9 protein-coding genes are annotated in these 16019 nt (G+C 62.5%); 5 read left to right on the plus strand and 4 right to left on the minus strand.

The window, feature by feature from the left end:
• Positions 1–8: 8 nt before the first annotated feature.
• The 5 genes from VFV96_13885 (at position 9) to VFV96_13905 (ending at position 10960) form a co-directional block, all read left to right on the plus strand.
• Complete coding sequence (locus VFV96_13885) at positions 9–5234, plus strand: LamG-like jellyroll fold domain-containing protein (protein HEU5071488.1); 5226 nt, start codon at positions 9–11, stop codon at positions 5232–5234.
• A gap of 237 nt (positions 5235–5471) precedes the next feature.
• Positions 5472–6497, plus strand: coding sequence for an L-threonine 3-dehydrogenase (gene tdh / locus VFV96_13890; GenBank protein HEU5071489.1), 1026 nt, complete (start codon positions 5472–5474; stop codon positions 6495–6497).
• 13 nt (positions 6498–6510) lie between these two features.
• Positions 6511–7473, plus strand: coding sequence for a cysteine synthase family protein (locus VFV96_13895; GenBank protein ID HEU5071490.1), 963 nt, complete (start codon positions 6511–6513; stop codon positions 7471–7473).
• A 20-nt stretch (positions 7474–7493) separates the two neighbouring features.
• Positions 7494–8771 carry a DUF3472 domain-containing protein gene (locus tag VFV96_13900; GenBank protein HEU5071491.1) on the plus strand — a complete coding sequence of 426 codons (1278 nt, stop codon included), beginning with the start codon at positions 7494–7496 and terminating at the stop codon, positions 8769–8771.
• A complete protein-coding gene (locus VFV96_13905; protein ID HEU5071492.1) occupies positions 8771–10960 on the plus strand; it encodes a hypothetical protein in 2190 nt (729 codons plus the stop codon). Before VFV96_13900 ends, VFV96_13905 begins: the two co-directional genes overlap by 1 nt.
• A gap of 74 nt (positions 10961–11034) precedes the next feature.
• Here VFV96_13905 and VFV96_13910 read toward each other — a convergent pair whose 3' ends face one another.
• The 4 genes from VFV96_13910 to VFV96_13925 are packed head-to-tail and all read right to left on the minus strand — an operon-like array spanning position 11035 to position 15900.
• The gene (locus VFV96_13910; protein HEU5071493.1) at positions 11035–12408 is read right to left on the minus strand and encodes a sugar porter family MFS transporter; all 1374 of its coding nucleotides are present in this window, start codon (positions 12406–12408) and stop codon (positions 11035–11037) included.
• A gap of 11 nt (positions 12409–12419) precedes the next feature.
• Complete coding sequence (locus VFV96_13915) at positions 12420–14177, minus strand: class I mannose-6-phosphate isomerase (protein HEU5071494.1); 1758 nt, start codon at positions 14175–14177, stop codon at positions 12420–12422.
• The gene (locus tag VFV96_13920; protein ID HEU5071495.1) at positions 14174–15127 is read right to left on the minus strand and encodes an ROK family protein; all 954 of its coding nucleotides are present in this window, start codon (positions 15125–15127) and stop codon (positions 14174–14176) included. The genes VFV96_13915 and VFV96_13920 overlap by 4 nt, the downstream gene beginning before the upstream one ends.
• Positions 15124–15900, minus strand: a complete 777-nt coding sequence (locus VFV96_13925) for a GntR family transcriptional regulator (GenBank protein HEU5071496.1) — start codon at positions 15898–15900, stop codon at positions 15124–15126. The genes VFV96_13920 and VFV96_13925 overlap by 4 nt, the downstream gene beginning before the upstream one ends.
• Positions 15901–16019 lie beyond the last annotated feature (119 nt).

Raw genomic sequence — 16019 nt, forward strand, 5'->3', positions numbered from 1 at the left:
CCAATCCCATGAAACCAACCCACTCCTCATCCGACCATCACCATTCTCTTGCACGACTGTTTTCCCGTCTGCGGTTCATCACTCTCAGCTTGTGTCTCCTCTGCTCATGGCGGGCGGCGGCCGGCGGCACGTGGACGCCGCTGGCCCATCCCGCACCGGGCGGGATTTCCTTGATGCTGCTGCTGTCGGACGGCACGGTCATGTGCCAGAACGGCGGCAACACAACGTGGTATCGACTCACGCCGGACATTCACGGCAGTTACGTTAACGGCACGTGGACGACGCTCGCGCCGATGCATGATTCGCGGCGGTATTATGGTTCGCAGGTGTTGCGCGATGGCCGGGTTTATGTCGCCGGCGGCGAATACGGCACCGGCGGCGGCAAGATGGAGCTTTATGATCCGTTGGCGGACGCGTGGACGCCACCCATGACGGTGCCGAACGGTCCGATTGACAGTTGCACCGAGACGTTGCCGGACGGAAATGTGCTGCAAGGCAATGCGGGCCGGGACACGCGGATTTACGATGTGACGAACAACAGTTATTCGTCCGCCATCATGTCCCTGGGCGGTCAAGACGAGCCCTCGTGGGTGAAGCTGCAAGATGGGAGTTTTCTGACCCTGACGGACACGAACTCCGAACGGTTTGTTCCGTCGCTGAACCAATGGGTCGCCGACGGCAACGTGCCGACGACGCTCTTTGGCTACGGCTATGAAATCGGCGCGGCCTTGCTGCTGCCCGATGGCAAAGTCTTTTACATCGGGGGCACCAGCCATACGGCGATTTACACGCCCTGGACGAACATTGCTGGGGTTTACACGCCGGCCGGCACGACCAATGCCGGCACCTGGGTGGCCGGACCGGACATCCCTAACAACGATGGCGCGGTGGATGCGCCGGCGGCCATGCTGGTCAACGGCAAAATCCTTTGCTGCATGGCCAATACAACCACCAACTTCGGCTCGGCCTCGACATTTTACGAATATGACTACACGGCCAACAGCTTCACCCAGCTCAACGGTCCCACCGGCACGGCCGAGTTCGGGGCGGTGGCCTACGGCTGCACGATGCTGGATTTGCCGGATGGCACGGTGCTGTTGTCCAGCGGCAGCAGTCAGGTTTATTCCTACCAGCCCGACAGCGCTCCGTTGGCGGGTGCGGCGCCGGCGATTCTTTCAGTGACCACGAACCTGGACGGCTCGTTTCACGTGACCGGCACGCAGCTCAACGGCATTTCCGAAGGCGCGCATTACGGGGACGATTCACAGATGAATTCGGATTATCCGGTCGCGCGCATCACGAATGGCGTGGGCAACGTGCTCTACTGTCGCACCTACAATTGGAGCACCTGCAACCTCATGACCGGGACGAATGTGGTGACCACGGAAATGACGCTGCCGGCCGGCTTGCTGGCTGGAACGTATCCACTCGTGGTGACGGCGAACGGCATCGCCTCCGCGCCCTTCCTGCTGAGCATTCCTGGAACCCCGTTGCCGCCCGTGGCCAATTTGATGTTCACCGCCAAATCTCCGAATCAAATGGCCTTCCAGTGGAGTGCGATCGGATTGACGGAAGCGGGCTATGTGGTGCAACGCTCCACCGACGGAATTAATTTCAGCACGCTGGCCAGTCTGGGGCTCAACGTGACGAACTACACAGACAACACGGTTACGCCGCTGGAGCAGTATTATTACCGCGTGATGGGCACCAACGCCTACGGCCTGGGCAAGGCGGCGATGATTTTTGCCGCCTCACCGGCGTTGGTGAGCGTGCCTGCGCCGTGGCAGTCGGACGATGTCGGCGCCGTGCAGGGCAGCGGAGCGGTGGGCACGAACGGCGGCACGTTTACGGTCATCGCTTCAGGCACCGGCATTGGCGCGGATGACGATCAGTTCCGCTTTGTGTATCAGCCGGTCGTGGGTGATGTGACCATCACCGCGCGCATCACGGGCAGCCAGAACTCCGGCAGCAACGCGCTCGCCGGTGTGATGATTCGCAGCAGTCTGGGATCGGACGTCGCCGGGGCGCTCATTGGTTATGATGCCGGCACCCAAAGCACGGTGTTCGAGCACCGGGCCGCCGCAGCCAAACAGGCGACCTACGGATTGAAAGTTTACGGCGAACCAGACGAGGATCTCAGTCGCAACGCAGGCGTCGCCATCCAATCGTTTGGGGCCGAGGCCGCCAGCACCCCGCTCTGGGTGCGACTCGTGCGCAATGGCAACGTGATCACGGGCTACACTTCGACCGACGGCACGAACTGGACCCAAGCCGGCGTCACGACGCTTGACGCGCTGGCGCCTGTCGTGGAAGTCGGCCTGGCGGTCAGCAGCGGAACCTACAATTTGCTGAACACCTCGACCTTCGACAACGTCACGGTCACGGGAATGCCCGCGGTGATTCCGCCCCCGCTCGCCGAATGGAAACTGGACGAAACCAGCGGGACGGCGGCCAAAGATGCGGTGGACAGCTTTGACGGTCTTTACGAAAATATGGTGCTGAATCAACCGGGCGCCACCTTGAACACCGGCACAGCCGTGAGTTTCAACGGAACCAACGCGGATGTTTCCATTCCGGCCTTGGGCCTGACGACCACGAATTTCACCATCACCGGCTGGGTGAAGCGCACCGGCGCCCAAACATCCTTCTCCGGGCTGGTCTTCAGCCGCAACGCCGGCAATCGCGGCGCGGGCCTGATGCTGGCCAACAACGGTGCGAACGTGGAACTGCGTTACAGTTGGAACGACGTCAGCAGCGAATGGAACGCGGCCACCGGCTTGAATCTGCCGGACGGACAGTGGGCGTTTATCGCACTCACAATCAGTCCGACGCGTGCCATTGTTTACCTGGCCACGAATGGCGTGGTCAGCGCCGTCACCAACAACACCGCCCCCAGTGCGCTCACGTTGAGTGGGAACCTTTATTTTGGCTACGATGCCGCATCCTCCTCGCGCCGTTTGGTCGGGCAGATGGACGAAGTGGCCGTGTATAACCGAACCCTGACCGGGACGCAGATTGCCCAGCTTGCCGGCGCGCCCACCATTGTGGTTGCCTCGCCGGCGAACGGGTCCGAGTTTGCGACCACGGACAACATTCCCGTGACGTGCAACGTGGCGGGCACCAACGGACACACCGTCAACCTCGTGCAGATCCTGAGCAATGGGACGCCCGTGGGGCAGTCGAGTGTGCCGCCCTACACCGTGAATTTGAACAATCTGCCCGTGGGACCCAACGTGCTGACGGCGCGGTTGTTCTACGATTCCGGGCTCGCCGTGGTTTCCACGCCGGTCAGCTTGAGCATCACGTCGGGCTTTGCGGTGCCGTATCCGGGCCTGCTCGCCGCCTACGGGCCGGCCAGCTACTGGCGTTTCGGCGAAACCAATGGCAGCACAACGGCCGTGGACGCCATCAACGGCCACAACGGAACGGTGCAGGGGAGCGGCCTCGCGCTTGGCGTGACGGGTCCGCGCCCGCCCGCCTATCCGCAGTTTGACGCCACCAACACGGCCGCGCAGTTCAATGGAACGAGCAATTGGATCGCGTGCGGCACAGCCGCGTCGCTGGCGGGCACGGACGATTTCACCCTGGCCGCCTGGATCAAAACCACGGCCACGAGTGCCGGGGTGATTTTGCAACAGCGGGACGGTGGTTTTAACGGCGAATATGGCCTGTCCGTCAATGCGAATGGCACGGTGAACTTCTACCTGTATGGCAACAGCGCCTACCAATACAGCTTTGCCACTACCCAAACGGTCAACAACGGCCTGTGGCACTTCATCGTCGCCGAACGGAGCGGCGGCACCAATGGTTACCTCTACATTGACGGCGTGCGCGCGGCGTCGGCGACCGGCACCGCCCGTGCCTTGGATGGTTCCATCGGCACTTACATCGGCCGGGACGTGCGCGATGGCGTCAACAACTTCAACGGGCAGATTGATGAAGTGGCCATCTTCGAGCGGGCCTTGACGGCGACGGAAATTGCCCAGCTCGCGAACACGAATCAATCGGTGCAGCAGTTCACCCTGGCCTACCTCGCGGGCGCCAACGGCACCCTGTCCGGCAATACCAACCAGACGGTCAATGACGGTGGCACCGGCACCGCCGTGACCGCCGTCCCCAACACGGGATACCATTTCGCCGGTTGGAGCGACGGTTCCCAGGCCAATCCGCGCACGGACAGCAACGTGACGAACAACCTCAGCGTCACGGCCAGCTTTGCCATCAACACCTACACCCTGACTTACACCGCGGGCGCCCACGGTTCTCTCAGCGGCACCCGTCCGCAAACGGTGAACTACGGCGCCAGCGGAACAGCGGTTACGGCCGTTCCTGACACGGGCTATTACTTCGCCAATTGGAGCGATGGTTCAACGGCCAATCCACGGGCCGATGCGAACGTGACGAGCAACGTCAATGTGACGGCCTACTTTGCCAACGGGCTGCCGGCTCCGTGGGTGACCAACAAGATTGGCACCGTGGCCGCGGCCACGACGGCGAGCTATGCGAATGGATCCTTCACCGTTGCCGGTGCCGGAGCCAACATCTCCGGCCGGAGCGACAATTTCTGGTTCGTCAGCCAGCCGTGGACAGGTGATGTCACGATCACCGCCCGGCTCGTCAGCGAACAGAACACCGGTTCGGCCGCACTCGCCGGCGTCATGTTGCGCGAAATCACCGCGAGCGGTTCGCGTTGCGTGTTTATGGGGCTGAATCCGAATGGCGGCGCCCAGTGGGTGCGGCGAACGAAGACCGGCAACGCCAGTTCGAGCACGACGGTTTCCGGACCAACGGCGGCGTATTGGGTGCGCCTGACCCGCAGCAGCAACACGCTGGCCGGCTATCTTTCGGCCGACGGGGCGACCTGGACGCAGGTGGCCAGCGTCACGTTCAGCCTGAATACGAGTTGCAGCGTCGGCATGGCCGTTTGTTCTGGTTCCAGTTCCACGCTGAACACGTCCGTGTTCGATTCGGTGAGCGTGACCAACGCCGTCCTGACGCCCGCTGCCCAGGTTCTGCCGCTGGCACCGGCTGAACTCGGCCCGATCACATTTGATGCCGATACGGTCCGCTTTGCCGTGACCGGGGAGACCAACAGCGTCTGGCAACTGGAGGAATCCGGCGACGGTGTAACGTGGAGCACGTTGCAATCCGTGACGCTCATCAATGGGACGGTTCAGCAAAGCGAAGCGGATGACGCCCGGCCAATGCGGCTGTTCCGGCTTTCTGCGCCGTGACGGGCGGACCGGTTGGGACAGTGTCAGCCCTCGACCGAACCGCCGGGGATTCGGTCGGGGGTTTTGTTTCAACGCGCAGTGCCTCCCCCGAATGTGCGATACCGGCGGCGGACTGCGTTGGGCTAGCGTGGTCATCGCCAAAGAACGCTGGCCTGACTGCGTTCCTCCCGGAAACGGCAAGTCCCGCTGCGAGCGCGGAGGTGTTGTCGTGGGAGAATGACTGATCCCCGTTCACCAATGAAAGCACTGGTCAAAAAAGAGCGAAAACCCGGCTTGTGGCTGGAGGACGTTCCCGCGCCTGAAGTGGGCATCAACGACGTGCTCATCCGCGTGGACCGCACGGGCATTTGCGGCACGGATTTCCACATCTACAAATGGGATGCCTGGGCGCAGAAGACCATTCCTGTGCCGATGGTCGTGGGCCACGAATTCGTCGGCGAAGTCGTGCAGGTCGGCGCCAATGTGAAGGATTTTTTTCCGGGCGAAGTGGTCAGCGCGGAAGGGCACGTCGTGTGCGGGCGCTGCCGCAACTGCCTGGCGGGCCGGCGCCATCTGTGCGCGGACACCAAGGGCATCGGCGTGAACCGTCCGGGTGCGTTTGCAGAACTTATCGCGGTGCCCATGACGAATGTCTGGCACCACAAGCCGAACATTGACCGCGATGTGGCATCCATTTTTGATCCGTTCGGCAATGCGGTGCACACCGCGCTGTCGTTCGACGTGCTGGGCGAGGATGTGTTGATCACCGGCGCGGGGCCCATCGGCATCATGGCCGTGGCCATTGCGAAACACGCCGGGGCGCGGCATGTGGTGGTGACCGACGTGAACGAGTTCCGGCTCGAACTGGCCCGCAAAATGGGCGCCACGGTGGCCTTGAACGTGAGCCGGGGTTCGTTGCGCGAGGTGCAGCGGCAGCTCGAAATGAAGGAGGGCTTTGACGTCGGCCTCGAAATGTCCGGCAACGCCGCCGCGTTCAGCGACATGATTGACAACATGGCGCACGGCGGCAAAATCGCGATGCTGGGCATCCCCGCCGAGCCGATGGCCATTGATTGGAACAAGGTGGTTTTCAACATGCTCACAATCAAGGGCATTTACGGCCGGGAGATGTATGAAACGTGGTATAAGATGACCGTGATGCTGGAGAGCGGGCTCGACATCCGGCCGGTCATCACCCATCGCTTTCATTTCACCGAGTTTGAAAAGGGATTCGAAGTGATGAAGACCGGCCAGTCGGGCAAGGTGATTCTCCATTGGCGGTGACCGCGCAATTCCCGTGAGCACGAATGCCATTCCCATTCCGCCGCGCGCCACGACCGTGCTGGGCTTGATCGGCAACACGCCTTTGGTGCCGCTGCGGTTTGCGTCCGAGGGCGTCACGATCCTGGCCAAGTGTGAATTCTTGAATCCCAGCGGCAGCATCAAGGACCGGCTGGCGAAGACGGTGCTCGTGGACGCCTGGCAGCGCGGTCTGGTGGGGCCGGATTCCGTGGTCCTCGAATGCACGAGCGGGAACACCGGCATCGCGTTGTCCATGGTGGGCGCGGCGCTGGGCTGTCACGTGACGATTTTGATGTCCGCCGGTGCCAGCGAAGAGCGGCGCCGGCTCATCCGGCAGCTGGGTGCGGAGCTGATTTTGTTTGAAAGCGAAGGGCGTTATCAGACGGGCATTGAAATGTCCCGGGCGATGGCGGCGGCGGATCCGCGCTACTTTTTGCCGCGGCAGTTCGAGAACCCCCTGAACATCGAGGATCACGAACACGGCACCGGCCAGGAGATTTTGCGGCAGGCCGACGGACCGATTGATGCGTTCGTCAGCGGATTCGGCACCGGCGGCACGCTCGCGGGCTGTGGCCGCGCCATCAAACATTGCTGGCCCAAGGCGCGCATCGTGGCGATGGAGCCCGCGGAGCAGGCGTTGCTGGCCGGAGAATGTCCGTGCTGCCACTACATCGAGGGCGTGGCGGATGGTTTCCTGCCCCCGCTGGTGCGCGAGGCACCGATTGACGGCGAGGTGAAGGTGCGCAGTGCGGAAGCGCTGGCCATGACGCAGCGGCTGCACCGTGAGTTTGGCCTGCTCGTCGGCACCTCCTCGGGCGCAAACGCCGTGGCCGCCCTGCGCGTGGCGACGGAACTGGGACCGCGCGCCACAGTCGTGACCATTTTGTGCGACCGCGCCGAACGCTACTTCAGCACCAGTTTGTTTGCCGGGGCCGACTCTGCCGCGCCCCGTTCGTGATCGCCAATCCTTTCCCCCCCATGAAGAAATTATTCGCCACCGCCCTGTTGTTTCTCCCGCTGTTGGCTGTTCGGGCAGAAATGCGCATCCCGGCCGGCACGGCCTATCTCGAACCCGACCCCGACGGGGCGCGCGTGTCCGAGCGCCGCGGCATTACCGGCTGGCGCGATCCGCAACTGCAGGTGGTTTGGTTTGGCGACTTCCAGACGCCCGGAGAACTCAGTTGCGCGCTGGATGTGCGTTTGCCGGCCGGGCAGGAATCAAAGCTCCGTTTGAGCGTGGCCGGCACGTCCCGCGAGGCCACGGTGGTCGGCTGCACGAACACCGTGCGCGTGTCATTTGGTCCGTTCCGAATTGCGATGGCGGGTTACCAGCGTTTCACGCTCGCGTCGCTGAATCCCGCCGGCGTGGGGGCCGGTGACATCGAGGCGCTGGTGCTCGATGGTCCGGCCACGCAGCAGGCGCATTTCAATCTCAAGGAACGGCGCAATGCCGCTTCGGTGCATCTCGCGTATCCCACGGGCGGCGCGACCAACGTTGACGCGTTCTATTGTGAAGTGACCGGCGTGGACACCCCGTTGTGGACGTATTTCGAAGCCTGCGGCTGGCATCGCGGCTATCTGGGCATGCAGGTGAACAGCCCCACCGAGCGGCGCATCATCTTTTCCGTTTGGGACAGCGGCAACGAGGGCGTCGACCGCAACAAGGTGGCGGCCGAAGATCGGGTGACGCTTGTCGCGAAGGGTGAAGGCGTGGACGCGGGCAGCTTCGGGAATGAAGGCACGGGAGGTCACAGCCATCTGGTCTATGATTGGAAAACCGGCGAGCGGCAGCGATTCATGGTCACCGCCAAAGTGAATGACCGCACCCATACCACGTATTCCGGCTATTGGTTTCATCCGGAGCAGAAGAGGTGGATGTTGATTTCGAGCTGGAAGGCGCCCAAGGACGGCCAGTATCTCCGCGGACTTTACAGCTTTTGCGAAAACTTCGGCGGCAGCAACGGCGAGCTGCGACGCAAGGCGCTTTATGGCAACCAATGGTATCACACGACCGACGGTCAATGGCATGAACAGCTGACGGCCAGGTTCAGCCACGACCCGACGGGCCGGGCCGACCGGCGGGATCGGTTCATGGGCGTTGAGGACGGTCAATTCTTCCTGTCAACGGGCGGCTTCATTCCCGGCTACACCGAGTATGGAACCCTCTTCACACGACCTCCGACCGGTCCGGCCCCACCGGACTTCATGCCGGCGGAACTTTTCCAAGGCGGCAGCGCCGTGACCACGGGCCATTGATGAAAATGGCCCTGTCAAGGTCGCGGCAGGCGGCGTGGCTGGCCGGCCTCGTGCTGGGGCTGCTGCCGTTTAAAATCCCCGCCGCCGACTGGCTGGTCGATCCGACGCCCTTCCGTGCGACCGTTGGAACCAACGCCGCCGGCGGCGAAGTGATTCTGGAAAACGGTCTGGTCCGTCGCGTCATCAAGCTTGCGCCGAATGCCGCAACGGTGGCGTTCGACAATTTGATGACCGGTGAATCCATTTTGCGTGCGGTGCGGCCGGAGGCGCGGATTGAACTGGAGGGGAAAGGGTTTGATGTGGGCGGGCTGGTGGGCCAGCCGGTGCAAAACTATTTCGCCCCGGACTGGCTGGCGCAGATGCAGGCGGATCCAGCGGCATTCCGCTTTGTCGGTTTGCAAATGGGATCCGCCGAACCCCGCTTCCCGTGGCGGAAACATCCCGAATGGCTGTCGCATGAGGCTCCGTGGCCGCCACCGGGCAGGGCTGTGACACTGATGTTCGCCGCACCCGCCAACGCCGGTGCCGTGGAAGTCGAGGTGCACTACGAAATCTACGACGGCCTGCCGTTGATTGCGAAATGGCTGACCGTGCGGAACCACTCGGCAAAACCGGTCATGCTCAATTCCCTGACCGTCGAACAGCTCGCGTTCATGGAACCGGAGTCCATCGTGGACGGTCCGGCGGCCAATTTTCGCGGAAGCTACCGCGCCTTTGATGCGTTCAGTGATTATTCCTTTGGCGGCAACATGAGCGCCACCGCCGACGCGCCCGCCATTCATTGGACAAAGGACCCGCTCTACAAAACCCAGGTCTCCTACAATCTCGAAACGCCCTGTCTGCTGGAATGTTCCCCACCCATCGGACCGGAGCAGGAAATCGAGCCGGGCGGCGCTTTTGAATCCTTCCGCGTGTTTGAACTCGTGCATGACAGCACCGATCGCGAACGCCGGGGTCTGGCCGTCCGCCGGGCGTATCGCGCGCTCGCCCCGTGGGTGCAGGAAAACCCGATCCTCATGCACGTCCGCAGTGCCCGGCCGGACGCGGTGAAAACCGCCGTGGACCAGTGTGCCGAGGTTGGCTTTGAAATGGTCATCATGACATTCGGCAGCGGCTTCGACATCGAAAACGAAAGCCCGGAATACCTGGCACAGCTCAAATCGCTCGCGGATTATGCGCGGAGCAAAGGCGTGGCGCTCGGTGGCTATTCACTGCTCGCGAGCCGGTCCATTGATGCGAAAAATGACGCCATCAATCCAAAGACCGGCAAACCCGGTGGCATGCGCTTCGGCGATTCGCCGTGTCTCGGCAGCGAATGGGGCGAAAATTATTTCCGCAAGTTGCGGCAATTCTTCGAACGGACCGGCTGCGGCGTTTTGGAAAACGACGGCTCATATCCCGGCGACGTCTGTGCCTCGACAAATCATCCAGGTCATGCCGGCTTGGCGGATTCGCAGTGGAAGCAGTGGAAAATTATTTCCGGATTTTATGAATGGTGCCGCGGGCGGGGCATCTATCTCAACGTGCCGGACTGGTATTTTCTGGCCGGCTCCAGCAAGACGGGCATGGGCTATCGCGAAACCGACTGGTCGCTCCCGCGTGCGCAGCAGGAAATCATCGAGCGGCAAAACATATACGACGGCACCTGGGAAAAAACGCCGGGCATGGGCTGGATGTTCGTGCCGTTGACGCAATATCACGGCGGCGGGGAGGCGGCGACGATTGAGCCGCTGAAGGACCATCTCGAACATTATGAAACACGGCTGGCCAATCTGTTCGGGGCCGGCGTGCAGGCGTGCTATCGCGGACCGCGCTTGTTTGATGGTCCACAAACTGAAGCGGTCGTCAAAAGGTGGGTGGATTTTTACAAGGCGCATCGCGCGATTCTCGACAGCGACCTCATTCATCTGCGCCGTGCGGATGGCCGTGACTGGGACGGGTGGCTGCACGTCAACCCGCAGCTTCCGGAACGCGGTTTGGCGATGTGCTACAATCCGCTGAACGTTCCGATCGAGCGCCACCTCAAACTGCCGCTGTATTACACGGGATTAACCAATGCGGTGGCCGTGCATTACGAGAACGGGGCGATTGAGAAGGTCAATCTGGACCGCGATTACTCGGCCGAGGTTTCGGTGAAAATTCCGGCGCATGGGCGAACCTGGCTGGTCCTTGGCCCGCCGGAAAATTAAAGACGAACGTCACAAGCGATAATCCCGGGCATTTCCTTCTTAAAGCTGCCGCACTTCGGTCAGGTTGGGAGCGCTTACGCCTGGCGGACAAAGTGAGTTTCAATTTCCTCCAGCGTCCGGCCTTTGGTCTCCGGCAACCACCACCAGACCAGCACCAACGTCACCGCCGAGCACAGCGCATAAGTCCAAAACGTGTTTCGCGGTCCGATCGTTCCGAGCAGGGCAGGGAAGGTCTGCGCCACCAGCAGGCAGCCGGTCCAGATGCAGAATGTGGCCACGGACATCGCGCGACCGCGGAGTTTGGCCGGGAAAATTTCCGAGCAGACAATCCACGGCAACGGTCCCATCGCCATCGCAAAGGCGGCGATGTAGAGGATGACAAAGCCCAGCAGCGCCGGAGAGTGGGGATTCGACGCATAGATGATCCCCACCGCCACCAGGGCCAACACCTGCACTGCGTTGCCGATCAGCAGCAGCGGCTTGCGTCCCGCCTTGTCCACAAACCCGATGGCGATGAATGTGGCGATGAAGTTGACCAGCCCGATCCACACTGAGCTGTTGAACGCCGCATTCGCGTTGCCGGTCGCATTTTTGAAGATCTCCGTCGAGTAATACATGATGGCGTTGATGCCGCTCAACTGGGAGCCGAACATCAATACCAGCGCGATCAATAACGGGAGCCGGTAGCGACGCGAGAACAACTCGCCGAACCCGCCTTGTTCCTGTTGCAGCACCGCCTGCACCGCTGCGATCTCGGAATCGGCGTAGCTCTTGCCGCCCATGCGATCCAGCACGCGGCGGGCATCGCCTTCGCGCTTCGCCTGAATCAGCCAGCGCGGGCTTTCGGGAATCGGCACCAGCAGCGCAAGAAAGATGAAGGCCGGGATGGCCTCGGCCGCCAGCATCCAGCGCCAGCCGTAAGCCGCGTTCCACGCCGCGTCATCAGGCCGTTGAATCCAGCCGTTGATGAAGAGGGTGACAAAAATGCCCGTGACGATGCCGAGTTGAAACAGGGAACCGAGCCGTCCGCGCCATTGCGGCGGGGCTATTTCCGCAATATAGACCGGACAAATCATCGAAGAGACGCCGATGGCGATGCCGCTCAAAACGCGCGCCGCGATAAATTGCCCGAACGTCTGCGGAATCGCCGACAGAATGCCGGCCAGCGCGTAGAGCACCGCGCAGAAATACAACACGCGTCGCCGGCCAAATCGGTCGCTGATGAAGCCCGCGCTCATCGCCCCGGGAATGCAGCCGAGAATGGCAGACGCCGTCGCCAGTCCGATCCGCAGGGCATCGCGTTTCGCATCAAGTGCGAAATGGGTCTGGAGAAATGTGTTTGCGCCGTTGATGACAGCGGTGTCGTAGCCGAATAGAAATCCGCCGATGGCCGCGACGGCGCTGGCGAACAGGACAAACCGCAATGAACCATGGGTGGAGGCATGCATAACAAAGCCGTTCAGGTCCGCACAAAGGCCTTCATCGTCGCGCATTCCTTCCCCACGGACGGGCCGTGCGGACGGATGGTGTAGGGGCCGACGGCGGCGGGGACGATGAACGTTTCCGCATAGTGAACCACGAAGGGGGAGAACGCCTCGTTCGGGCTTTCCACAATGGCTTCCTCACCTTCGACGAGGTTGAGCACATTGACTCCGCCCTGCGTGTCGTGCGGCACGATCTTTGTGAACCAGTGGCGGCGCGTCTCGATGAACTCCCGCTCGTGCAGGCCGGTGCGTTCTTCGCGCCAGCCGTCGCCGGAACGGAGCGGTTCGCAGCGGTTGATGAGTTCGCGCTTCACCCAGTCCGTTGTTCGCTCCCATTGAACGTTGGCGAGGCCATGTTCGAGGTGAATCGGACGCGGCTGGCCGTCGAGTCCCAGACGTCCCCAGTCCCACAGCTTGAACGTGAAGAGGTAGGGCGTCGCGCTGATTTCGAGCACCATGGATTCCGCGCCGCTGCAATGAACCGTGCCGGCGGGAATGAGGAAATGGTCGTGCTTCTTGGCCGGGAACTGGTTCGCGTATTTCCCGGCCGGAAACGCAGCTCCGCCAGCCTGCGCGATTTCCAGGTCGCGCCGGAAGGCCGCCGGATCAACGTCCTCCTTCAAGCCGAGATACACGCTCGCGCCGGGCCCGGCCTCCAGCAGGTAATAGCTTTCGTCCTGCGTGTAGTGCATGCCGAAATGTTGCTGGATGTATTCCGTGAGCGGATGCACCTGGAACGACAGGTTCCCGCCGCCCATCGTGTCGAGGAAGTCGAAGCGGATCGGAAATTCGTCGCCAAAACGCGCGTGAACCTTGTCGCCGAGCAATGCGCGCGGCTGGTGGAAGACAAGGTCGAGCGACGGGAGTTCCATGCGCACCTCGCCAAAACCGAGGAACAGGCTGTTTTCCTCGGGAACACAATCAAAGCACCAGCCATAATTCTTCGGCGTGCGGTCGAGGTCGCACACCTCCTTCATCCACTGGCCGCCCCACGGCGCGGGATCGAAGAACGGCACGACGCGAAATGGCCGTTTCACCGCCTCGCTCAAGCCTCGTCGCACGGCTTCGCCGTCGGCCAGTTTGGGTTCGGCGGGATTGTGGGTGTCGAGGACGTAATTCCAGCGGGCAATGAGCGGACGCTTCCAGCGGTCGGCCACGCGCCAATCCACGAAGAACGCCCGTTTGTATTTCAGGCTCGCGGCGAGCGTGCGGTTGTCAGCGCCGAGATTGCCGGTCTCGTTCCGGCGAAAGCGCTGCTGGGCTTCCCAGCGGGCGAGGTCGGCATAAACCAGAATGTGTCCCCATGCGACAAGCGAAGCGCCGCAACCCACGATGAGCACCAGTCCTTCCTTGAGTTGCTCAATCTCGCGGCGCAAACGCCAGAGCGGTTCCGCGTCGAAAAAATGCACCAGCGACAGGCCGCTCAGAAATCCAAACACGGGATCGTCGCCGCCCAGAAACGGCGCCACGAGCGCATCAATCTTCTTCGGCGGATACAGGGCGTCCCGGGCCGAGATCGTCAGCGCGGGCTGGAGTCGTTGTTGCAATTCGCGGAGCACGGCGGCTTCGTCCACGCCGGGATAACATTCGACGACCAGGATGGGTTTCTGCGCGCGGTGCGAGTTGAGGTCCTTTTGCAGTTGAGCCGCAATGGCGTCCCAGCCGACGACGCAGGCGTTGTCGCTCTCCGGGACGGTGACGAACGGAAGCTTGTCGTAATTCGAACGTCTCATTGGGCCGCTGTGAACAGACTGGCAACGCCGATCATGCCCGCGTCGTTGCCGAACGTGGCGGGCTTGATTTTCACCCGGCCCCAGGGGGTCCAGGCATGTCGTGCAACATGCCGGCGAATTTTGGGCAGAATGATGTTTGCACTGCGCATGATGCCGCCGCCGATGACGGCGCATTCGGGGTCGTAGGCATGGATTAAATTGACCAACGCCGCTGCCCAGAGGCGGATGGCCCGCTCGCGCAATTCAATGGCCACCGGGTCTCTCCCGCGGGCGGCACGGAACACGGCGGCGTAATCCAGAACCGTTTCACGCGCCAGCCGGCTCGCGGTGAAACCCGGATGTGCCGCTGCCTGTGTGGGCAATGCCCAGGTGGAGGCTTCAGACTCCGCGCAGCCGAGATTGCCGCAAAGACACTCGCGGCCCGGCCAGATGGTCGTCAGATGTCCGCCGAGGCAGCCGGCCTGACCGTGCTGACCCCGCAGCGGAACACCGTCAATGATCGCGGACGTGCCGATGCCGGTGCCCAGTGTCATCATGACCACGCTGCGATAACCGCGCGCGGTGCCCAGGTTCCATTCGCCGGCCAGCGCGGCGTTGGCGTCGTTGCAAATGCGCGTCGGCAGGCCGAGCAAACTTTCAACGAGCCGCGGAACGTCCAGCGACTTTGCGTCGTCGAATTTGCCGGCCGGCGTGGACAGGATTCTTTCCGAGTGCGGCTGGATGATGCCGGGAAACGCCAGCCCGAAACCGGCCAGCTCCGACATTTTCCGGCCGCTTTGCCGGCACAAAACGCGGGCGGCCCTTTCGATGCGCTCCAGCGCATTTCGCAGGCCCAAATCAACGCGGGCCTCGATTTCGCGCCGTGCCAGCAGGCGTTCGTTGCGCACGAGGCCGAGTTTGAGTTTCGTGCCGCCGACGTCGCAGGCCAGGATGAGCGGCGTCCGTTTCATGAATTTCCCACTCCGTCCCGGCGCAAATCCAAGGTGAGCGTGAACCGCCCGCTCACGTAATGGACTTGTGCGAATTCAATGGGGCGGCCGCCGGCATCGAAAACCGTGTGCGTGCGCAACAGCAGCGGTTCGCCCGGTTTGGTTGCCAGCAGTCCGGCCATCGTTTTGCTGGCGGCCACGGCGGTAAAGTCTTCGCGGGCCTGTTCGGCAACGACGCCGGTCTCGGCTTCGATGACATCGTAAAGCGGGCGGGAAAAATCCTCGCGCCCCGTCAGCCCGAGGCGGGGATGAAACCAGGAACGCGTATGCAATACGGGCTGTCCGTTCCAGCCGCGCACGCGGTCCAGCCGCCAGAGCTTCGTTCGGGCGTCAATTTGCAGCGCGCGGGCGGCGATTTCATCCGGCCGCACCGGCTCAAAGCGCTGACGAAAGTTTTCGACGCGAATGCCCTTGCGGCCCATTTCGCGCGAGAAGCTGCGCCAGGCGCCGATGCCCGACTCGGCGGATTGCGGGCGGACACGCGTGCCCACGCCCGCCTTGCGTTCCAGCAGGCCGTCATGAACCAGGCGCGCGATGCCGGCGCGCAACGTGCCCCGGCTGATGCCCAACCGGGCGGCGAGGGAAAGCTCATCCGGCAACAATGCGCCCTGCTGGTATTCCGGCTGGCGGATCAGGTTGAGCAAAAACACACGCACCTGCGCGTGCAGCGGCATCGCACTGGCGTGATCGAGTCGCGCAGGCGCGGTGACGGATACGGATTGTGTTTTAGGCATGGGTTGCGGGGTGGTGTTTAGCCGGAACATGCAGTTGAAATGGGGAGCGCGCCCGCCTCGAGCGCGGTCAGCCGCGTCCTCGCGGCTGACATTGGCGCTCGAAATGGCCCACCCGCTTG

Source organism: Verrucomicrobiia bacterium, assembly GCA_035765895.1.
In the GTDB taxonomy this organism is placed as follows: domain Bacteria; phylum Verrucomicrobiota; class Verrucomicrobiia; order Limisphaerales; family DSYF01; genus DSYF01.

What these genes read in the sequence shown, in the direction of transcription:
- VFV96_13885 (HEU5071488.1), top strand. Translation starts at nt 9, where the DNA reads ATGAAACCAACCCACTCCTCATCCGACCATCACCATTCTCTTGCACGA.
- VFV96_13915 (HEU5071494.1), bottom strand. Translation starts at nt 14,177, where the DNA reads ATGAGACGTTCGAATTACGACAAGCTTCCGTTCGTCACCGTCCCGGAG.
- VFV96_13905 (HEU5071492.1), top strand. Translation starts at nt 8,771, where the DNA reads ATGAAAATGGCCCTGTCAAGGTCGCGGCAGGCGGCGTGGCTGGCCGGC.
- VFV96_13920 (HEU5071495.1), bottom strand. Translation starts at nt 15,127, where the DNA reads ATGAAACGGACGCCGCTCATCCTGGCCTGCGACGTCGGCGGCACGAAA.
- VFV96_13900 (HEU5071491.1), top strand. Translation starts at nt 7,494, where the DNA reads ATGAAGAAATTATTCGCCACCGCCCTGTTGTTTCTCCCGCTGTTGGCT.
- VFV96_13910 (HEU5071493.1), bottom strand. Translation starts at nt 12,408, where the DNA reads ATGCATGCCTCCACCCATGGTTCATTGCGGTTTGTCCTGTTCGCCAGC.
- tdh (HEU5071489.1), top strand. Translation starts at nt 5,472, where the DNA reads ATGAAAGCACTGGTCAAAAAAGAGCGAAAACCCGGCTTGTGGCTGGAG.
- VFV96_13925 (HEU5071496.1), bottom strand. Translation starts at nt 15,900, where the DNA reads ATGCCTAAAACACAATCCGTATCCGTCACCGCGCCTGCGCGACTCGAT.